Origin of the sequence: Janthinobacterium sp. AD80 (genome assembly GCF_002878455.1) — a bacterium.
In the GTDB taxonomy this organism is placed as follows: domain Bacteria; phylum Pseudomonadota; class Gammaproteobacteria; order Burkholderiales; family Burkholderiaceae_D; genus Janthinobacterium.
In genome coordinates this window covers 16,423-35,203 of the sequence record NZ_NRDQ01000081.1, presented here as the reverse complement: position 1 = coordinate 35,203, position 18,781 = coordinate 16,423, and the positions used below count along the sequence as shown (strand labels likewise).

The 18,781-nt window shown below is 62.1% G+C and carries 20 protein-coding genes; 14 read left to right on the top strand and 6 right to left on the bottom strand.

Annotated elements, in window-relative coordinates; all coding sequences use genetic code 11:
* Position 1 precedes the first annotated feature (1 nt).
* The 5 genes from JaAD80_RS16455 (at position 2) to JaAD80_RS16435 (ending at position 5,153) form a co-directional block, all read left to right on the top strand.
* Entirely contained in the window at positions 2 to 970 is a 969-nt protein-coding gene (locus JaAD80_RS16455) for a D-alanine--D-alanine ligase (RefSeq protein ID WP_180979451.1), read from the top strand.
* A gap of 1 nt (position 971) precedes the next feature.
* On the top strand, positions 972 to 1,784 hold the full coding sequence (locus JaAD80_RS16450; protein WP_102295545.1) for a cell division protein FtsQ/DivIB: 813 nt from the start codon (positions 972 to 974) through the stop codon (positions 1,782 to 1,784).
* Positions 1,785 to 1,825: 41 nt separating this feature from the next.
* Complete coding sequence (ftsA, locus tag JaAD80_RS16445) at positions 1,826 to 3,058, top strand: cell division protein FtsA (RefSeq protein ID WP_010394955.1); 1,233 nt, start codon at positions 1,826 to 1,828, stop codon at positions 3,056 to 3,058.
* A 154-nt stretch (positions 3,059 to 3,212) separates the two neighbouring features.
* Positions 3,213 to 4,421, top strand: a complete 1,209-nt coding sequence (gene ftsZ, locus JaAD80_RS16440; protein WP_102295543.1) for a cell division protein FtsZ — start codon at positions 3,213 to 3,215, stop codon at positions 4,419 to 4,421.
* Between the two features lie 225 nt (positions 4,422 to 4,646).
* Positions 4,647 to 5,153 carry a peroxiredoxin gene (locus tag JaAD80_RS16435; RefSeq protein ID WP_102295541.1) on the top strand — a complete coding sequence of 169 codons (507 nt, stop codon included), beginning with the start codon at positions 4,647 to 4,649 and terminating at the stop codon, positions 5,151 to 5,153.
* A gap of 171 nt (positions 5,154 to 5,324) precedes the next feature.
* Here the strand turns inward: JaAD80_RS16435 and JaAD80_RS16430 are convergent, their stop codons facing one another.
* The gene (locus JaAD80_RS16430; RefSeq protein WP_102295539.1) at positions 5,325 to 6,092 is read right to left on the bottom strand and encodes a class I SAM-dependent methyltransferase; all 768 of its coding nucleotides are present in this window, start codon (positions 6,090 to 6,092) and stop codon (positions 5,325 to 5,327) included.
* Positions 6,093 to 6,196: 104 nt separating this feature from the next.
* Between JaAD80_RS16430 and JaAD80_RS16425 the strand changes: the two genes are divergently transcribed.
* From JaAD80_RS16425 to lpxC, 3 genes are all read left to right on the top strand, one after another.
* Positions 6,197 to 6,970: a helix-turn-helix transcriptional regulator gene (locus JaAD80_RS16425; RefSeq protein ID WP_102295537.1), complete on the top strand. Its 774-nt coding sequence runs from the start codon at positions 6,197 to 6,199 to the stop codon at positions 6,968 to 6,970.
* Positions 6,971 to 7,129: 159 nt separating this feature from the next.
* On the top strand, positions 7,130 to 7,972 hold the full coding sequence (locus tag JaAD80_RS16420; RefSeq protein WP_102295576.1) for a DMT family transporter: 843 nt from the start codon (positions 7,130 to 7,132) through the stop codon (positions 7,970 to 7,972).
* 75 nt (positions 7,973 to 8,047) lie between these two features.
* On the top strand, positions 8,048 to 8,983 hold the full coding sequence (lpxC, locus tag JaAD80_RS16415) for a UDP-3-O-acyl-N-acetylglucosamine deacetylase (RefSeq protein ID WP_102295536.1): 936 nt from the start codon (positions 8,048 to 8,050) through the stop codon (positions 8,981 to 8,983).
* 128 nt (positions 8,984 to 9,111) lie between these two features.
* On the opposite strand, the gene JaAD80_RS16410 is transcribed toward lpxC, so the two are convergent.
* A complete protein-coding gene (locus JaAD80_RS16410) occupies positions 9,112 to 9,621 on the bottom strand; it encodes a DciA family protein (protein ID WP_102295534.1) in 510 nt (169 codons plus the stop codon).
* A gap of 280 nt (positions 9,622 to 9,901) precedes the next feature.
* Here JaAD80_RS16410 and secA point away from each other — a divergent pair, with 280 nt between their 5' ends.
* From secA to JaAD80_RS16380, 6 genes are all read left to right on the top strand, one after another.
* Positions 9,902 to 12,670 (top strand): preprotein translocase subunit SecA, encoded by a 2,769-nt coding sequence (gene secA / locus JaAD80_RS16405; protein ID WP_102295532.1) that lies wholly within the window; start codon positions 9,902 to 9,904, stop codon positions 12,668 to 12,670.
* Positions 12,671 to 12,823: 153 nt separating this feature from the next.
* Positions 12,824 to 14,062: a bifunctional glutamate N-acetyltransferase/amino-acid acetyltransferase ArgJ gene (gene argJ / locus JaAD80_RS16400; protein WP_102295530.1), complete on the top strand. Its 1,239-nt coding sequence runs from the start codon at positions 12,824 to 12,826 to the stop codon at positions 14,060 to 14,062.
* On the top strand, positions 14,059 to 14,940 hold the full coding sequence (locus JaAD80_RS16395; RefSeq protein WP_102295528.1) for an ATP-binding protein: 882 nt from the start codon (positions 14,059 to 14,061) through the stop codon (positions 14,938 to 14,940). The genes argJ and JaAD80_RS16395 overlap by 4 nt, the downstream gene beginning before the upstream one ends.
* Positions 14,937 to 15,359, top strand: a complete 423-nt coding sequence (locus tag JaAD80_RS16390) for an NUDIX domain-containing protein (RefSeq protein ID WP_102295526.1) — start codon at positions 14,937 to 14,939, stop codon at positions 15,357 to 15,359. Before JaAD80_RS16395 ends, JaAD80_RS16390 begins: the two co-directional genes overlap by 4 nt.
* A gap of 118 nt (positions 15,360 to 15,477) precedes the next feature.
* Positions 15,478 to 15,687, top strand: coding sequence for a DNA-binding protein (locus tag JaAD80_RS16385; protein WP_102295525.1), 210 nt, complete (start codon positions 15,478 to 15,480; stop codon positions 15,685 to 15,687).
* 12 nt (positions 15,688 to 15,699) lie between these two features.
* A complete protein-coding gene (locus JaAD80_RS16380) occupies positions 15,700 to 16,116 on the top strand; it encodes a PIN domain-containing protein (protein WP_102295523.1) in 417 nt (138 codons plus the stop codon).
* 23 nt (positions 16,117 to 16,139) lie between these two features.
* Here the strand turns inward: JaAD80_RS16380 and yacG are convergent, their stop codons facing one another.
* The 4 genes from yacG to JaAD80_RS16360 form a co-directional block, all read right to left on the bottom strand.
* Positions 16,140 to 16,328, bottom strand: a complete 189-nt coding sequence (gene yacG / locus JaAD80_RS16375) for a DNA gyrase inhibitor YacG (RefSeq protein ID WP_071325269.1) — start codon at positions 16,326 to 16,328, stop codon at positions 16,140 to 16,142.
* 11 nt (positions 16,329 to 16,339) lie between these two features.
* Complete coding sequence (gene zapD, locus JaAD80_RS16370) at positions 16,340 to 17,095, bottom strand: cell division protein ZapD (protein WP_034748811.1); 756 nt, start codon at positions 17,093 to 17,095, stop codon at positions 16,340 to 16,342.
* Positions 17,096 to 17,157: 62 nt separating this feature from the next.
* Complete coding sequence (gene coaE, locus JaAD80_RS16365; protein WP_102295520.1) at positions 17,158 to 17,805, bottom strand: dephospho-CoA kinase; 648 nt, start codon at positions 17,803 to 17,805, stop codon at positions 17,158 to 17,160.
* Between the two features lie 39 nt (positions 17,806 to 17,844).
* Positions 17,845 to 18,714 carry an A24 family peptidase gene (locus JaAD80_RS16360; RefSeq protein WP_102295519.1) on the bottom strand — a complete coding sequence of 290 codons (870 nt, stop codon included), beginning with the start codon at positions 18,712 to 18,714 and terminating at the stop codon, positions 17,845 to 17,847.
* Positions 18,715 to 18,781 lie beyond the last annotated feature (67 nt).

Below are 18,781 nucleotides of genomic sequence, written 5' to 3'. Positions count from 1 at the left end.
TGTGAACCAAGCTTCAGCTATCGATGTAAAACAATTGGGCAAGGTCGGCGTGCTGTTCGGCGGCAGCTCGGCCGAGCGCGAAGTGTCGCTGATGTCCGGCACGGGCGTGCTGGCCGCCTTGACAAGCCGTGGCGTGGATGCGCATGGCTTCGACACGGGCGAACGCAGCCTGGCCGAACTGGCCGCTGAAAAATTCGACCGCGTCTTCATCGCGCTGCACGGCCGCTTCGGCGAAGACGGCAGCCTGCAGGGCGCGCTGGAACAGCTGGGCATTCCCTACACGGGCAGCGGCGTGATGGCGTGCTCGGTGGGCATGGACAAGGTCTACACCAAGATGATCTGGCTGATGCACCAGCTGCCGACGCCCAAGTACGCGGTGCTGGACGATAGCTCGGACCTGGCCAAGGTGGCCGTGGAACTGGGTTTGCCGCTGATCGTCAAGCCGCCGCATGAAGGTTCGAGCATCGGCATCACCACGGTCAACGAGGCATCGGCCTTCCAGGCGGCCTACGACATCGCTGCCGGACTCGATGATTCGGTGCTGGCCGAGGAATTCATCAAGGGCCGCGAGTTCACCGTGGCGATCCTGGGCAAGGGCGCTTCGGCGCGCGCGCTGCCACCGATCGAAATCGTCGCGCCGCAAGGCAATTACGACTACCAGAACAAGTACTTCACGGACGATACGCAGTATTTCTGCCCGCCGCAGCTGGACCCGGCGATCGTCGCGGAGATGGAACGCATCGCCGTGGAAGCCTACCGCGCGCTCGGCTGCGAAGGCTGGGGACGGGTCGATGTGCTGATGCGCGCGGCCGACAGCAAGCTGTTCCTGCTGGAGGTGAATACCTCGCCCGGCATGACGGGCCACTCGCTCGTGCCGATGGCAGCGCGCGCGGTGGGCACCAGCTATGAAGACCTGTGCCTGGAAATCGTCGCCGGCGCGCGCCTGAAAATGCACAAGGGACAGCACTGATATGTGGCATGACGCTAAAAGCCTGAACACGACCGCCAACGGCTTGCTGGCCGCGGTTCTGGTCGTGTGCGTGGCAGCCGGCGTCTGGTGGGTCTCGCAGCGTCCGATGTTCGACCTGCGCACCATCAAGGTGGAAAGCGCGGACGACAAGGGCCTGCGGCATGTGAATTACCTGACCCTGCGCAGCGGTACGCTGGGGCGCATCAAGGGCAATTTTTTCACGACCAACCTGGAAAGCGTGCGCGGCGTGTTCGAGTCGGTACCCTGGGTGCGCCGCGCCAGCGTGCGCCGCGAGTGGCCGAATCAGCTGATCGTGGCGCTGGAAGAACATGAAGCGCTGGGAACGTGGGGCGAGGATGGACGGCTGCTGTCGGTCAAGGGCGACGTGTTTACCGCCAACGTGGCCGAAGCGGAAGACGACCATGAATTGCCAGCGTTTGCCGGCCCCGATGGCAGCGAAAAGGAAGTACTGGCCACCTACGTGCAGCTGGCAAAGTGGTTTGCGCCGCTGAAGATGGTGCCGGAAACCCTGTCGCTGTCGAGCCGCTATGCGTGGACCGTGAAACTGAATAACGGCATGAGCGTGGCGCTGGGACGCGAACAGAATCATACGACCCTGAAGGCGCGGGTCGACCGGCTGGTGGGTATTTATCCGCAGCTGGCGAGCCGCCTGGAAAATATCGACACGATCGACATGCGTTACCAGAATGGCCTGGCGCTCAGTTCCGCCGGCCTGGTGATACCGGCCGAGGGCAAGGATGGCAAGCCAGTGATGAAGAAGAAAAACAGTAGTCCGATTAAAAAACCGACTTAACCCAATAACTTAATTTATAGCCCATACAGTAGGCGACAGAAATGACAAAAGACGCGAAAAACCTGATCGTCGGCCTCGACATCGGCACCTCGAAAGTGGTGGCGGTGGTAGCCGAAGTGATGTCCGACGGGCGCCACGAAGTGATCGGGCTGGGCCAGCACGAATCGAAAGGCCTGAAAAAAGGCGTGGTGGTCAATATCGAGGCCACGGTGGAATCCATCCAGCGCGCGCTGGAAGAGGCCGAGCTGATGGCCGACTGCAAGATCCGCAATGTGTACGCGGGCATTGCCGGCAGCCATATCCGCAGCTTCAATTCCAGCGGCATGGTGGCCATCAAGGACAAGGAAGTGACGGCGACCGACGTGGCGCGCGTCATCGAGACGGCAAAAGCGGTTAACATTCCGACCGATCAGCAATTGCTGCACACGGTGCCGCAAGAGTTCATCGTCGACAGCCAGGAAGATGTGCGCGAGCCGATCGGCATGAGCGGCATCCGCCTGGAGGTGAAGGTGCATATCGTCACCGGCGCCGTGTCGGCGGTGCAGAACATCGTCAAGTGCGTGCGCCGCTGCGGCCTGGAAGTGTCGGACCTGATCCTGCAGCCGATGGCGTCCGCCGATGCGGTGCTCACGCCCGATGAAAAGGAACTGGGCGTGGTGCTGATCGACATCGGCGGCGGCACGACCGATGTGGCGGTGTTCTCCGATGGCGCGATCCGCCATACGGCAGTCATTCCCATCGCCGGCGACCAGATCACCAACGACATCGCCATGGCCTTGCGCACCCCGACCGCGGAAGCGGAAGAAATCAAGATCCGCTATGGCGTGGCCAAGCAGGTCCTGGCCGATCCTGGCGAATCGCTGGAAGTGCCTGGCCTGGGCGACCGCGGCCCGCGCAACCTGTCGCGCCAGGCGCTGGCGGCCGTGATCGAGCCGCGCGTCGAAGAGCTGTTCGCCATGGTGCACCAGGTGGTGCGCGAATCCGGTTATGAAGGCGTGCTGTCGTCGGGCATCGTGCTTACGGGCGGCACGTCCATCATGCCCGGCATGGTGGAAATGGCGGAAGATATTTTCCTGAAACCGGCGCGCCTGGGCACGCCCGAGTATCGGGGACAGCTGGCCGACGTGGTGCGCAGTCCGCGCTATGCCACGGTGCTTGGCCTGCTGCTGGAAGCGAAGAAGCAATACCTGCGCGGCCACATCGTGACGCGTCAGGACGGCTCGGTGAAGGCAGTCTGGCAGCGCATGAAGGAATGGTTTTTAGGGAATTTTTAAGGGCATGATTTTCGCCCGGCAGTACAGGTTTTTTGGCAGCATCGCAGGTACACACACATAACTTTATTTTATATTTAACCGCAGTTTTCAATCTCCAGTTCTCCTACCAATATGAGGCCTGGCGCTTGGAAACCGCATCTGATAGGAGCACATCATGGAGTTCGATATGGTCGATAACACAGCTTTAGGTACCGTCATCAAGGTCGTCGGCGTCGGCGGTGCGGGTGGCAATGCAGTCCAACACATGATCAACAAAGGCATGTCGGGCGTGGAGTTCATTGCCGCCAATACCGACGCACAGGCCCTGTCGACATCGAAGGCCCATAACATCATCCAGATCGGCGACACGGGTCTGGGCGCTGGCATGAAGCCTGCAGTCGGCCGCCAGCTGGCCGAAGAGTCGCGCGCGCGCATCGCCGATTCGCTGCGCGGCGCGCACATGGTCTTCATCGCCGCCGGCATGGGCGGCGGCACGGGCACGGGCGCCGCTCCCATCGTGGCCGAAGTGGCCAAGGAACTGGGCGCGCTGACGGTGGCGGTGGTTTCCAAGCCGTTCTCGTACGAAGGCCAGAAGTGCATGGACATCGCCGACGAAGGCCTGGAGCAGCTGTCCCTGCACGTCGATTCGCTGATCATCATCCTCAACGAAAAGCTGGAAGAGATCTACGAAGACGAAAGCATGCTGGAATGGATGCAGCACGCCGATGATGTGCTCAATAACGCGGTGGCCGGCATTGCCGAGATCATCAACGTGCCGGGCCACATCAACGTCGACTTCAACGACGTGAAAACCATCATGGGCGAGCAGGGCAAGGCCATGATGGGCACGGCGACGGCGTCCGGCGTCGACCGCGCGCGCATCGCCGCCGAACAGGCTGTCGCTTCGCCGCTGCTGGACGGCATTGATCTGTCCGGCGCGCGCGGCGTGCTGGTCAACGTCACGGCCAGCCGTGGCCTGAAGGGCAAGGAGATCAAGGAAGTCATGGCTGCCGTGCGCGCGTTTGCCGCGCCGGATGCGTCGATCGCGCAAGGTATCGCCTACGACGATGCCATGGGCGACGACATCCGCGTTACCGTGGTGGCGACGGGCCTGGGCCGCGCGAAGAAAAACATCCAGCTGGTACCGCAGCAAGTGCTGCGCACCGGTACCCACAACAGCCCGTTGACCCCGTCGGCGGCGATGGGCGGCGCGCAGGCTGCGACGACCACCGTGGGCGTGGCCACGCCGGCAGCCGGTTTCGACGGCATGAAGGCACCGGCCGTATGGCGCCGCGAATCGGCTTCCGAGCAGGTGCGCGCGATGGAAAAGAATGGCATGGAGACGTATGACATTCCAGCATTCCTGCGCAAGCAAGCCGATTAAGGCAGCTTGATGCATGCAGCGATGACGGCGGCCTGAGGGCCGCCGTTTTTTTATCCGCCTTCTTGATCTTTGGCTTTGCCTTCTCGGCCATTTTCTGCACAAATACGGCAAGTCAGGCATACTATCGCGCAGTGTCGGCAGCTTGCCGGCAGAACCAGATCACGGGCGTGGTCCGCGTCAAAGAAGCGGGCAGCGCCTTCAACCGACAGTACACAAGGAGTCAACATGACCATCAAGATCGGCGACACCCTGCCAGAAGGCACCCTGGCTGAATTCATCGAAAACGAAACCGAAGGCTGCGCACTGGGCCCGAACACGTTCAACGTGCAAGACCTGGTCAAGGGCAAGAAGATCGCCATCTTCGGCCTGCCAGGCGCGTACACCCCGACTTGCTCCGCACAGCACGTGCCAGGCTACGTCAAGCATGCCGCCGACCTGAAAGCCAAAGGCGTCGATGAAATCTGGTGCATCTCCGTCAATGACGCGTTCGTGATGGGCGCCTGGGGCCGCGACCAGAAAGCCACCGGCGTGGTACGCATGATGGCTGACGGCAACGCCGCCTTCAGCAAGGCCCTGGGCCTGGACGCCGATTTTTCCAAGCACGGCATGGGCACGCGCTCGCAGCGCTACTCGATGCTGGTCGACAATGGCGTCGTGACGCAATTGAACATCGAGCAGGGCGGCAAGTTTGAAGTGTCGAATGCCGAGACGCTGCTGGGCCAGCTGGCTTAAGCAGAGTGCAGGCTGGGCAGGTCGGCGTGGGTCGGCTTAGCGCAGCATAAGCCGACGTGCTGCGTTTGCATCACGTTTGCTCTGGCATTGTTGGATTACGCGCCTTGCGCTAATCCAACCTACCCAAGCTACGCGTAAATCAAAACGGCGCCATCGGCGCCGTTTTCACGTTTATTGCACCTGCGGCTTGGTCGCCTCGAACATGGCCGCATCGATGCTGAACGAATAATCGTCCTGCAGCGCGAAATAGCTCCGCGCTTCCTCTGGCGCGCCGTCGAACAGGTTGCGGATGGCCGCCACGCGCTCGCCCGGCGTGCGCATGCGCGCCACCCACTCGTCGAACTGCATCGTCAGTTTCCACACGCTGCGCAAGCTGTGGCTAAAGCCCGCATTGTTGAATTTGGCGCCCCATTCGCACGTGCGGTAGTCGCGCACGTGGGAAGCGTCGCGCAGCATTTCCACCGCCTGCAAGGTGCTGTCGTACAGGGCCGTCTTCGGCGCCACGATGTCGACCACCAGCAAGGTGCCGTTCGGGCGCAGCACGCGCCACGCCTCGGCCAGCGCCGCCGCCACGTCGTTCCAGTGGTGTGCGGAAAAGCGCGTGACGACCATGTCGAAGCTGGCGTCGGCAAACGGCAGGCGCGCCACGTCGCCCTGTTGCGTGCTGATGTTGTGCAAGCCGCGCTGTGCCTTGGCGTGCTCGACCACGTCGAGCATGGGTTGCGCCAGGTCGTAGGCGACGACCGATTGCGCCACGGGGGCGACGGCAAAGCTGGCGTGGCCGGCGCCGCAGCCCAGGTCCAGCACTACCGGCCTGCCATGGCGGCGCGCGCATTCCTGCATCAGCACCAGGTCGGCGCCTTGCGCGTGTACTGCGCTGCTCAGGTAGGCATTCGCCGTCTTGCCAAACTGTTCGGTAACGACATCGTGCTGCTGCATGGTTTTCTCCTGGTGATGGGTGAGTACATGCAGAATAAGGATAAAATTATCCTGTAACAAGACCATAACTTATACTGGTATATCCACTACCATGCAGACTTGCCATGTCGAATAAACTCGCTGAATTCATCCGCGCCCGGCGCGAAGCCGTCACCCCCGCCATGGCTGGCTTGCCCGGTGGCGGACGGCGCCGCACGCCCGGCTTGCGGCGCGAAGAGCTGGCGCAGCTGTGCGACGTCAGTCCCACCTGGCTGACGTGGCTGGAGCAGGGCCGTCCCGTGTCGGCATCGGCCAGGATGCTGGCGCGGCTGGCGCAGGTGCTGCAGCTGAGCTCGGCCGAGCGCGCCTATCTGTTCGAGGTGGCGGACAAGCATGACCCCAGCCATGGGGCAGGCGAGGGCGACGGTCCTGCCGCCGCCGAGCTGGTCGCCATCGTGGCCGCCATCGATGCGCCCGCGTACATCCTCGACCGCGCGTGGAACGCCGTGGCGTGGAATGGCGCGGCGGCCACCCTGTTTGCCGGCTGGCTGCATGACGACGCGGTCGCACCGAACCAGCTGCGCTTCATGTTCCTGGAGGCGGGCGCGCGCGCGCTGGTCGTTGGCTGGCCGGAGCGGGCGCAGCGGCTGGTGGCGGAGTTTCGCGCCGACATCGGCCGCCAGGCGGACCAGGTGCCGCTGGCTGGCCTGATCGCCGAACTGGCCGGGGCCAGCCCTGAATTTCGCCTATGGTGGGGCGCGCAGCAGGTGCAGGGGCGCGATGGCGGCGTGCGGCGCTTCCAGCATCCGCTGCAGGGTCTGCTCAGCTACCATCAGGTGACCCTGCATCTGGCGCGCCAGCATGAATTGAAACTGGTGATGCTGTTGCCTGTGTCATAAGGAAAAGCGGCCGCGCTTGCTATAATCTGGCTGACCGCTTGCCCTGCCTTTTCAGGCCATGCTGTCCTGGCTCCGGCCGTCGCCATGATGACGGTCCCGCTCTTTCGCCAGGAGTCTGTCCTGATATCCCGTCATTCCAACTTGCGCAGCATCTACGTGATGCTGGTCGCCGTCGCCATGTTTTCCCTGATGGACACGGCCATGAAGCTGCTGTCCGCCCACTATCCCGCCATGCAGGTGACGGCCTTGCGCGCCTTGTCGTCGTTGCCGCTGGTCTGCCTGTACCTGCTGTACCGGGGCGCTTTCAAGCATGTGATGCGGGTGCGCTGGCCGCTGCACCTGCTGCGCGGCGCGCTTGGCGTGATGATGATCACCCTGTTCGCGTATGGCTTGAAGCGCATGTCGCTGGCCGAGGCGTATTCGCTGTTTTTCGTCGCCCCCTTGCTGATCACCATCCTGTCGGTGTTTATCCTGAAGGAACGAGTCGACTTGGCGCGCTGGTGCGCCATCGCCGTGGGCTTGCTGGGCGTGCTGGTGGCCCTGCGCCCCGACGGCTCGGGATTCTTTTCGCTGGCCGGGCTGGCCGTGCTGGGCTCGGCCGCCTGCTATGCGATATCGGCCGTCACGGGCCGCATCCTCAGTCGCACGGACGCCAGCGAAAGCATGGTCTTCTGGCTGATGGTGATGATGGCCCTGGGCGGCGTGGCCCTGTCCGCGCATGAATGGGTGAGCATCCGGCGCGAGGACTGGTGGCTGCTGGCGGGCTTGTCCGTCAGCGGCTTCCTGGGCCAGCTGGCCATTACCGAGGCGTTCCGGCATGGCAAGGCGTCCAGCGTGGCGCCGTTCGAATACTCGGCCCTGGCCTGGGGCATGGCCCTGGACTGGCTGCTGTGGCGCGCCTTGCCCGACCAGTACACATTGATCGGCGCGGCCATCATCATCGGCAGCGGCATTTACCTGGTGCGGCGCGAAGCCGTGCATGCGGAAAGCGAGCATCCTTGACGGCGCGCTGTGGTTTTTCTGGCGTGGACCATGCCTCGCCGCAACGAAAAGACGCCAAATGGATATAATCGACAGATGTTAAAACAACGCACTATCAAACAATTGGTCCGCACCATCGGTGTCGGCTTGCACTCAGGCACCAAGGTCGAACTGACCTTGCGTCCCGCCGCGATCGACACGGGCATCGTGTTTCGCCGCATCGACCTCGATCCCGTGGTGGAGTTTCCCGCCAGCGCCATGGCCGTGGGCGATACGCGCATGGCATCCGTGCTGATCAAGGATGGCGCCAGGGTGTCCACGGTGGAACACCTGATGTCGGCCGCGGCCGGCCTGGGCGTGGACAATATGTACATCGACGTGAATGCGGAAGAAATTCCCATCATGGATGGTTCCGCCTCGTCCTTCGTCTACCTGCTGCAGCAAGCGGGCGTGGAAGAGCAGCAGGCGCCGAAGAAATTCATCAAGGTCATCAAGCCCGTGGAAGTTCGCCATGGCAAGGGTGACGCGGAGAAATGGGCGCGACTGTCGCCGTATGACGGCTTCAAGCTCGATTTCTTCATCGAATTCAACCATCCTGCCGTCGATGGCACGATGCAGCGCGCCTCGGTCGATTTTGGCGACGTGTCGTATGTGCACGATGTGGCGCGCGCGCGCACCTTCGGCTTCATGCAGGATGTGGAAAGCTTGCGCGGCATGGGCCTGGCGCGTGGCGGTTCGCTGGAAAACGCCATCGTCATGGACGAGTACCGCATCCTCAACGCGGACGGCTTGCGCTATGAAGACGAGTTCGTGCGCCACAAGATCCTCGACGCCATCGGCGACCTGTACCTGGTGGGCCATCCGCTGCTGGCGTACTACACGGCACACAAGTCGGGCCACGCGCTGAACAACCAGCTGCTGCTGGCGCTGTTGGAGCAGCCCGATGCGTATGAAATCGTTTCGTTCGCCACGAACGAGGCGGCGCCGCAATCCTACTTGCGCCAGATGGAACGCGAGTGGTCCCTGACGTAGGTCGGATTAGCGGGGCGACGCCCCGCGTAATCCGACAACCATGCTGGCACTGATCGTGTGTTGTCGGATTACGGCCCGAAAAGCCTAATCCGACCTACGCGATATGCGTTAATGTAGCGCCGTAATTCTCAGTCCCGCGGTTCGCGGTGGTGGCGGACCATGTTGCGCAGCGCCGCGATCAGCTGTTCATTCTGCTTCGAAGCGGGCAGGGCCGTGCTCAGTTCTTCCAGTGCCGACATGGCTTTTTCCGGCAAGACCAGCGCCCGCGTGTGCACGATGGGCGCGATGCTCTTGATCACTTGCACTTTCAGCTTGATGCCTGAAATCTGCCAGCCCTTCTTTTCCAGTTCTCCCTGCAGTTTCGGCAATTGCTGCTTGAGCTTGGCTGCCAGTGCAGCGTTCGGCGTCGCCAGCACCAGCTGGCCGCTCTCGAATTGCAGGATGTCGCAATGCTCGAACATGGCCGGCAAGGCCCTGGCACAGTCTTTTTGCAGGGCGGCCAGGCGCGTGACGGTGGGCATCAGGGAGGCCATCGTCGCATTGCCGCGCAGAAAGTCGGTCGCGCCCGTGACGGCCGGGCCAGAGCGGGCAAAGCCGTAGCCGCGGCGCGGTGCCGGAGAATAAGTGGGAGTTCGCATGGGCGAAACATATCACAACTGGCGCGCGCATGACGAGCAGGGCGGCCGGTGACTTCCGGGGCGGCTCGCGGTATTTCCATACAGTATGGAAAATGTCCGCAATTTCTGCCATTTGTTTATCATTAAGCTATTGTTATATGGCGCATTACCCCAACCATGTCGGGAACGCATGATAAAATCATCGTCTTTTGCCATAGTCGAACTCCGTGCGGTGACACGATACCTACCTCGATGTTCCCTACCGAGCTTTTTTTAACGGCGTTTTTTCAAGAATTCAAGCATGTCATTACTGACCCAGATTTTCGGTAGCCGCAACCAGCGGCTGCTCAAGCAATACCAAAAAACGGTACGCGAGATCAATGCGCTCGAGCCGGCCATCGAAAAACTGTCGGATGCCGAGCTGCAAGCGAAGACGCCTGCCTTCAAGGAACGCATCGCCGCTGGCGAATCGCTCGATGCCTTGCTGCCGGAAGCGTTTGCCGTCTGCCGCGAGGCCAGCAAGCGCGTCTTGCGCATGCGTCACTTCGATGTGCAGATGATCGGCGGCATGGTCTTGCACTTTGGCAAGATCGCGGAGATGGGCACGGGTGAGGGCAAGACCCTGATGGCAACCTTGCCAGCCTACCTGAACGCCTTGTCGGGCAAGGGCGTGCATATCGTTACCGTCAATGACTACCTGGCACAGCGCGATGCCGAGACCATGGGCCGCCTGTATGCGTGGCTGGGCCTGTCGACGGGCGTGAACATGTCGCAGATGGAGCACAGCGCCAAGCAGCAGGCGTACAGCTCGGACATCACCTACGGCACGAACAATGAATTCGGTTTCGACTTCCTGCGCGATAACATGGTCTACGAAGCGCGCGAACGCGTGCAGCGCAGCCTGAATTTCGGCATCGTCGATGAAGTCGACTCGATCCTGATCGATGAAGCGCGTACGCCTTTGATCATTTCGGGCCAGGCCGAGAACCATACCGACCTGTATCACAAGATCAATGAAGTGCCTGCGCGCCTGACGTTGCAGATCGGCGAAGAAACGCCGGACGGCAAAGGCAAGGTTGAAGTGCCGGGCGACTATACCAAGGATGAAAAAGCCCACCAGGTGCTGCTGACGGAAGCGGGCCACGAAAAGGCCGAGCGCATCCTGATGGAAATGGGCCTGCTGCCCGAAGGCGCCTCGCTGTACGATTCGGCCAACATCACCCTCGTGCACCACCTGTATGCGGCCCTGCGCGCGCACGCCCTGTACTTCAAGGATCAGCACTATGTGGTGCAGAACAATGAAGTGGTGATCGTCGATGAATTCACGGGCCGCCTGATGACGGGCCGCCGCTGGTCCGACGGCTTGCACCAGGCTGTCGAAGCGAAGGAAGGCGTCAAGATCCAGAACGAGAACCAGACCCTGGCCTCGATCACCTTCCAGAATTACTTCCGCATGTACGCCAAGCTGGCCGGCATGACGGGTACGGCCGATACCGAAGCGTACGAATTCCAGGAAATCTACGGCCTGGAAACGGTCGTGATCCCGCAAAACCGTCCGCTGCAGCGCAAGGACCGTCAGGATCAGGTCTACAAATCGTCGGCCGAAAAGTACAACGCGATGCTGAACGACATCCGCGACTGCTACGAGCGCGGCCAGCCTGTGCTGGTGGGTACGACCTCGATCGAGAACTCGGAACTGCTGTCGGGCATCCTGACCAAGGCCGGCTTGCCGCATAACGTGCTGAACGCAAAACAGCATGCGCGCGAAGCGGAAATCATCGCCCAGGCAGGCCGTCCGAAGGCCATCACCATCGCCACCAACATGGCCGGTCGCGGTACCGACATCGTGTTGGGCGGTAACGTGGAAAACCAGATCAAGTTCATCGAAGCCAATCCTGAGCTGAGCGACGCCGACAAGGCTGCGCAGGCGCAGAAACTGCGCGATGAATGGCAGTCGCTGCACGACCACGTGGTCAATGCGGGCGGCTTGCACATCATCGGTACCGAGCGCCACGAATCGCGCCGCGTCGACAATCAGCTGCGTGGCCGTGCCGGTCGCCAGGGCGATCCGGGTTCGTCGCGCTTCTACCTCTCGCTCGACGACGCGCTGCTGCGCATCTTCGCCGGCGACCGCGTGCGCGCCGTGATGGACCGCCTGAAAATGCCGGAAGGTGAACCGATCGAGGCAGGCATCGTCTCGCGTTCGATCGAATCGGCCCAGCGCAAGGTGGAAGCGCGCAACTTCGACATCCGCAAGCAATTGCTGGAATACGATGACGTCGCCAACGACCAGCGCAAGGTAATTTACCAGCAGCGTAACGAGTTGCTGGAAACGACCGACATCTCGGACATGATCGCTTCCCTGCGCCACGGCGTGTTCACCGACCTGGTGCACCAGTACGTGCCGGAAGAATCGGTGGAAGAGCAGTGGGATATCAAGGGCCTGGAAAATACCTTGTCCGGCGAATGGCTGATCGACTTGCCGCTGCAGCAAATGCTGGAATCCGATCCGACCCTGACGGACGAAGAGATCCTGGAAAAAGTGCTGGCCTCGGCCGACGCCGTGTACCAGTCGAAGATCGATATCGTCGGCAAGGAATCGTTTGGCGGCTTCGAGCGCAATGTCATGCTGCAAAGCGTGGACAGCCACTGGCGCGAACACCTGGCGGCGCTCGATCACCTGCGCCAGGGTATTCACCTGCGCGGCTATGCGCAGAAGAATCCGAAACAGGAATACAAGCGCGAAGCGTTTGAACTGTTTGGCCAGATGCTCGACATGATCAAGAACGACGTCACGAAGCACGTGATGACGGTACGTATCCAGTCGCGCGAAGAAGTCGATGCCGCCGAACAGGCAATGCAGCAGTCGCACGTGGAAAACGTGCACTACCAGCACGCCGAATTCGACCCGAACGCGGCGCCGGAAGAACTGCTGGCGCCTGTGGCCGGCGGCAACATGGACAACGTCGACGACATGAGCGTGAGCATGGGCGTCAAAGTGGGCCGCAACGATCCATGCCCTTGCGGCAGCGGTAAAAAATACAAAGCTTGCCACGGCAAGCTGGCATAAGGCGGTTTGACAGCCTGAGCAAAAACGGAGACTACGGTCTCCGTTTTTTTATGCCTTTTCAATTGGCTGGCGCGCATGTGTGGGCGCGCATGTTCACCGGTGCCGCGAAGGCGCTACAATAGCGCTTCCATTTTCCCTCGCAGAAGAACTCCTATGGCCGTCAATTCTCCCAAGCCCCTCGCCGCCGACTTGCAAGCCGTCGCCGGCATTGAAATCGGTGTTGCCGAAGCCGGTATCAAGAAACCCAACCGCAAGGATTTGCTGGTATTGAAACTGGCGCCGACGGCCACCGTGGCCGGCGTGTTTACCCTGAACCGCTTCTGCGCCGCGCCCGTGCAAATCTCGAAGGCCAATCTGGCCGCCGTCACAGCCGGCGCCGCGCCGATCCGCGCGCTGCTGGTCAATACAGGCAATGCCAACGCGGGCACGGGCGAATCGGGCCTGGCTGACGCGCAGGCCAGCTGCGCCGCGCTGGCCGAGCTGCTCGGCTGCACGCCGCAGCAGATTTTGCCGTTCTCCACCGGCGTGATCCTCGAACCGCTGCCGGTGCAGCGCCTGGTCGCCGGCTTGCCGCAAGCCGTGGCTGCGCTGACGTCCGACAACTGGTTCTCGGCCGCCGAAGCCATCATGACCACCGACACGCAGCCAAAAGCCGGCTCGCGCAAGGTCACCATCGGTGGCCACGCGGTGACACTGACGGGCATCAGCAAGGGTGCCGGCATGATCAAACCGAACATGGCCACCATGCTGGGTTTCCTGGCGTTTGACGCCACCGTGGCGCAACCGGTGCTGGACCAGCTGGTGAAACAGGCAGCCGACAAGTCGTTCAACTGCATCACCATCGACGGCGATACGTCCACCAATGACTCGTTCATGCTGGTGGCCACGGGCGCCGGCAGCCTGGTGATCGATTCCATCGATTCGCCGCACTACGCGGAACTGGCGGCTGCCGTCACCGAACTGTCGACCTTCCTGGCGCAAGCCATCGTGCGCGACGGCGAAGGCGCCACCAAATTCATGACGGTCACGGTGGAAGACGGCCGCAACGTGGAAGAGTGCCGCAAGATCGCCTATTCCATCGCCCATTCGCCGCTGGTGAAAACCGCGTTCTTCGCCTCCGATCCGAACCTGGGCCGCATCCTGGCCGCCATCGGCTATGCGGGCGTGGACGACCTGGACGTGGGCCAGCTGAACCTGTACCTGGACGACGTGTGGGTGGCCAAGAACGGCGGCCGCAATCCCGACTACCAGGAGCAGGACGGCCAGCGCGTGATGCAGCAAAGCGAAATCACCATCCGCGTGAAACTGGCGCGCGGCGATGCCACGGCCACCCTGTGGACCTGCGACTTGTCGCATGACTACGTGTCGATCAACGCCGACTACCGCTCATGACCAGCCTCGATCAATTCCTGATCCGCGCCGAGGCCTTGCTGGCGCGGGTGGAAGCGATCCTGCCGCAGGCCGTGCCCGCGCCGGACTGGAACAGCTTTGCCTTCCGCTGGCGCCGCCGGCCGGGCGCGCTGCCTTGCCTGCAGGCCGTGGCGCATGTGTCGCACATCGCGTTCGACGACTTGCACAATATCGGCACGCAAAAAGCGCAGATCGAGCAGAACACGCGCCAGTTCGTCAGCGGCCGCCCCGCCAACAATGTGCTGCTGACGGGCGCGCGCGGCACGGGCAAGTCGTCGCTGATCAAGGCTTGCCTGAACCAGTTTTCCGGCCAGGGCCTGCGCCTGATCGAAGTGGATAAAGCCGACCTGGCGGACTTGCCCGACATCGTCGACCTGGTGGCGGCGCGCCCCGAGCGCTTCATCATCTTTTGCGACGACCTGTCGTTCGAGGAAGGCGAGAGCGGCTACAAGGCGCTGAAAGTGGCGCTTGACGGCAGCATCGCCGCGCAATCGGACAACGTGCTGATCTACGCCACCTCGAACCGGCGCCACCTGATGCCCGAGCGCATGTCGGACAATACCAGCTACAAGACGGACGACAACGGCGATTTGCATCCGGGCGAGACGGTGGAAGAGAAAATCTCGCTGTCCGAGCGCTTCGGCCTGTGGCTGTCGTTCTACCCGTTCAAGCAGGATGACTACCTGGATATCGCCGCCCACTGGCTGGCCACGTTCGGCTGCACGCCGGAGCAGATCGCGCAAGCGCGCGGCGACGCCCTGCGCTGGGCCTTGCAGCGCGGTTCGCGTTCGGGCCGGGTAGCCTGGCAATTCGCGCGCGACTATGCGGGGAAACTTCCTGCGGGAAAGCTGGCGCAATGAGCGCAGTCAAAATCCAACCGGTCGACGTTGCCGTCGGCATCCTGATGAAGCCGAATGGCGACGTGCTGCTGGGCCAGCGCCCGGCCGGCAAGCCGTATGACGGCTATTGGGAGTTTCCAGGCGGCAAAGTCGAGCCGGGCGAAGCCATTCTCGATGCGCTCAAACGCGAGTTTGTCGAGGAGCTGGGCCTGTATATCGACAGCGCCGAAGCCTGGTGCGGCGTGGAATATGTGTATCCGCACGCCCATGTGCGCCTGCATTTCTACATCAGCCGCGACTGGCGGGGCGAGCCGCAAAGCCTGGAAGGGCAGGCGTTCGCCTGGCAGGGCACGGTGGGCGTCGAGCCCTTGCTGCCTGCCACCATTCCCCTGCTGGAATGGTTGGATGAGGTACGCCGGGAATCCCTCGCGCCCGCATAATCTTACTTGTGCCAGCGGGCAGCAGCATGCTGCGTGCTGGCGCAAGCTTTCCTGTTACTTTCCTTGTATCGCGCGCGCTTTGCGCTACAGTGCTTTCATCACGCACCGGGAGTCTCGCATGCCGCTGACACTGACCTTTACCGATACCGATGAATTGCTGATTGCCGCCTTGCACAAGCGTGCCCGCGCGCACGGGCGCAGCATCGAGGACGAGCACCGCGACATCCTGCGCAGCGCCTTGCGGCCGCTGCCGAAGCGTCCGCTCGACGATATTTTGCGCAGCATGCCCGACGTGGGGCTGGATGCGGATTTCGAGCGCCGCCCCTGAATCACCACGATTATGCCCGCTTACCTGCTCGATACGGATGTGATCGTTGCATCGCGCAAGGGCAGCGCCGCACAGGCGGGCGTGGCCGATTTTTTCGAGCGGGTGGCACCCGAGGCGCGCTATGTGCCGGTGCAGGTGATCGCGCAATTGCGCGCAGGGATACAGTGCAGCTGGCGGCGCGAGGCGGCGTTGGAAGCACTGGCGCTGGAAGGCTGGCTGGAAGCCGTGCTGGCGGAATATGCGCCGCGGCTGCTGGAATTCGACCTCGATTGCGCGCTCGTGTGTGCGCGTCTGCATGCCCGCGGCCAGACGCACGGCGTCGATAGGCAGATCGCGGCGATGGGTATCGCCTATGGCTTGACGGTGGTCAGTGGCAGGCTCGACAGTTTCGCGGCGCAGGGGCTGCGCCTGGAAAATCCGTTTAAGTGAGGCGTACGGCGGCTTATTACATCTTACTGCGGCTTGTTGTCTTCGTCTGCCAGCGGATCTTCAAACGGGTCGGCGGCGGGGATCGTGTATTTTTCCTCGGCCCAGGCACCCAGGTCGATCTGTTTGCAGCGTTCCGAGCAGAAGGGGCGGTATTTGTTGGCTTCAGTCCATTCGACTTTGGCGGCGCAGGTAGGGCAGTTGACTACGGTCATGGCAATTACAGTTAAAAATTACAGAGCGTGAGCTCGAATGGGACATCTTCTTCCAGCGGCTTGGGTTTCAAGTCGCCGCCCTGGGTAGTGAAGCGCACCCACAGCATGTATTTGTTGGCGGAAATTTCCGGAATGGCGCCGCTGTTTTCATCCAGGCTCAAACGCAGCATCTGGTACACCTTGCCTTGCAGCATTTGCTGGTAGCTGCCGCCGTTGGCGATCAGTTTAACGGGGCCGCCGGAATCGCGCAGCAGGCGCAGCACGAGTGCCAGCGCATCGAACAGGGGCGCCAGCGGGGCGAACCACGCATGGATATCGGTCAGGCGCTGCTCCGAGCTGCGTTTTTGCCAGGCAAAGTAGGACGGCAAGTCGAATTCGCAGGCGCCGCCCGGGATGATGGTGCGGCCACGAATGCTCATCAGCCATTCATTGTCGCGGATATTCTGGCCCGTCTTGCCTTGCGCCGCCACCAGGGCGCCGCTGACACTGTCGAGTTCGCCCAGGATGGCATCCAGGGTTTCCGGTTCCACATTGGGGTTGCTGCGGTAGCCCAGCAAACTCTGGCGCTGGCGCTCGAGTTCCTGCAGCAGGTCGGACTTCAGGTCGGCGCGGCCGGCCACTTCAAGCATATCGAAAATAGTTGCCAAGGCAACATGATGCTGCATTGCATGTTCTTGCTGAATGAAGAACTTGAATTTGTCGTACAAGTCTTCCAGCCGCAACAAGGTACGTATGCGTTCATTGAAAGGGTATTCGTAGACAATCAAAATAATTCCCTTAAGTAAGGACCTGCAAACAATCCCGTGATTTTGAACCAAGCGTCGACAAATTACAAACGTTGCGACCCGTTTCCGGCCATTCTTTTTGAAAATGCCAGATATAAATCGTGCAACTGGGCGATCTGCGGTTCCAGCGCCGCCAAATCGCCATTGTTGTCGATCACATCGTCCGCTGCCGCCAGGCGCATGGCGCGCGTCGCCTGCGTGGCCATGATGGCTTTGACTTGTTCTTCCGATAAGCCGTTGCGCGCCATCACGCGCGCGACCTGCAGGCTTTCCAGGCAATCGATGACCAGCACGCGGTTGACCCTCTCCACCCAGCCGCCCGACTCGATCAGCAGGGGCACGGCAAAGATCACGTAGCTGCCCGTCGCCTCGGCGGCCGCCGCCAGCGTGGCCTGGCGGATGCGCGGGTGCAGGATGGCTTCCAGCTTCGCCTTCGCGGCGGCGTCGGAAAACACCAGCTTGCGCATTTTGTTGCGGTCGAGGGCGCCGCGCGCGTCCGCAAAATCGGGACCGAATTGCGCCACCAGGGCAGGCATGGCCGCGCCATTCGGCGCCGTCAGGCTATGCGCGATCTGGTCGGTATCGACGATGGAGGCGCCGCGTGCGGCGAACAGGTCGGCGACCGTGCTCTTGCCGCAACCGATACCGCCAGTGAGTCCCACGCTGAAGTAGGGCGCGTTCTGTATGTGCATCTTTTATCCTATGCTGGGCAGCGTCGCTGCTGTAAAAAATCAGCCTGTCAGGCCGAAGGTGAGTCGTGACAGCGGTGCGCCGTACAGGAGGGTGACCAGACCCGCCGCGGCCAGGTAAGGGCCGAACGGAATGACCTTGTCGCGGCTGTGCCTGGCAAAGACGATCAGGCCGATGCCGACCACGGCGCCGACGATGGAGGACAGCAGGATGATCGTCGGCAGCATGGTCCAGCCCAGCCAGGCGCCGAGCGCCGCCAGCAACTTGAAGTCACCATACCCCATTCCCTCCTTGCCTGTCGCCAGCTTGTAGGCCCAGTAGACACTCCACAGCGCCAGATAGCCGGCGGCCGCGCCGATGACGGCGTCTTGCAGGGGGGCGAATGTGCTATTGATATTCACCAGCAGGCCGGCCCACAGCAGCGGGTAGGTCAGGTCATCGGGCAGAAATTGAGTATCCGCATCGATGAAAGTCATGGTGATCAGCAGCCAGGCAAAGACGAGCGCGGCCAGGCCCGTCCAGCCGCTGCCGAAGTGCCAGATCAACAGGGCCGACAGCGCGCCCGTCAGCAGTTCCACCAGCGGGTAGCGCAAGGAGATGGGCGCCTTGCACGCACTGCACTTGCCACGCAGCAGCAAGTAGCTGATGACGGGAATGTTTTCCATGGCCGTGATGCGGTGGCCGCAGGCGGTGCAGTTCGAGTGCGGCAGCATCAGGTTGTAGCGCTCCGTGTGCGGCGGCGGCTGGCCGTTGGCCTGCGCCACGTCATTGTCGAACTCGCGCTGCATCATGTTTGGCAGGCGGTGGATCACCACATTCAGGAAGCTGCCGACGATCAGGCCGAACAGGGCAGCGACGAGGGCGACGGGCAGATTGCCGGGCGCGGCGAACAACAGGGTATCTTGCAGCATGGTGAACTAGTCCGGGGTGATGAATGTTGCCGCGCAAACATTGGGTGGCACTGCCGCAGTGTAAGAC

Coding starts and splice junctions, on each gene's coding strand:
- JaAD80_RS16450 (WP_102295545.1), top strand. CDS start 972: ATGTGGCATGACGCTAAAAGCCTGAACACGACCGCCAACGGCTTGCTG.
- ftsA (WP_010394955.1), top strand. CDS start 1,826: ATGACAAAAGACGCGAAAAACCTGATCGTCGGCCTCGACATCGGCACC.
- ftsZ (WP_102295543.1), top strand. CDS start 3,213: ATGGAGTTCGATATGGTCGATAACACAGCTTTAGGTACCGTCATCAAG.
- JaAD80_RS16435 (WP_102295541.1), top strand. CDS start 4,647: ATGACCATCAAGATCGGCGACACCCTGCCAGAAGGCACCCTGGCTGAA.
- JaAD80_RS16430 (WP_102295539.1), bottom strand. CDS start 6,092: ATGCAGCAGCACGATGTCGTTACCGAACAGTTTGGCAAGACGGCGAAT.
- JaAD80_RS16425 (WP_102295537.1), top strand. CDS start 6,197: ATGTCGAATAAACTCGCTGAATTCATCCGCGCCCGGCGCGAAGCCGTC.
- JaAD80_RS16420 (WP_102295576.1), top strand. CDS start 7,130: ATGCTGGTCGCCGTCGCCATGTTTTCCCTGATGGACACGGCCATGAAG.
- lpxC (WP_102295536.1), top strand. CDS start 8,048: ATGTTAAAACAACGCACTATCAAACAATTGGTCCGCACCATCGGTGTC.
- JaAD80_RS16410 (WP_102295534.1), bottom strand. CDS start 9,621: ATGCGAACTCCCACTTATTCTCCGGCACCGCGCCGCGGCTACGGCTTT.
- secA (WP_102295532.1), top strand. CDS start 9,902: ATGTCATTACTGACCCAGATTTTCGGTAGCCGCAACCAGCGGCTGCTC.
- argJ (WP_102295530.1), top strand. CDS start 12,824: ATGGCCGTCAATTCTCCCAAGCCCCTCGCCGCCGACTTGCAAGCCGTC.
- JaAD80_RS16395 (WP_102295528.1), top strand. CDS start 14,059: ATGACCAGCCTCGATCAATTCCTGATCCGCGCCGAGGCCTTGCTGGCG.
- JaAD80_RS16390 (WP_102295526.1), top strand. CDS start 14,937: ATGAGCGCAGTCAAAATCCAACCGGTCGACGTTGCCGTCGGCATCCTG.
- JaAD80_RS16385 (WP_102295525.1), top strand. CDS start 15,478: ATGCCGCTGACACTGACCTTTACCGATACCGATGAATTGCTGATTGCC.
- JaAD80_RS16380 (WP_102295523.1), top strand. CDS start 15,700: ATGCCCGCTTACCTGCTCGATACGGATGTGATCGTTGCATCGCGCAAG.
- yacG (WP_071325269.1), bottom strand. CDS start 16,328: ATGACCGTAGTCAACTGCCCTACCTGCGCCGCCAAAGTCGAATGGACT.
- coaE (WP_102295520.1), bottom strand. CDS start 17,805: ATGCACATACAGAACGCGCCCTACTTCAGCGTGGGACTCACTGGCGGT.
- JaAD80_RS16360 (WP_102295519.1), bottom strand. CDS start 18,714: ATGCTGCAAGATACCCTGTTGTTCGCCGCGCCCGGCAATCTGCCCGTC.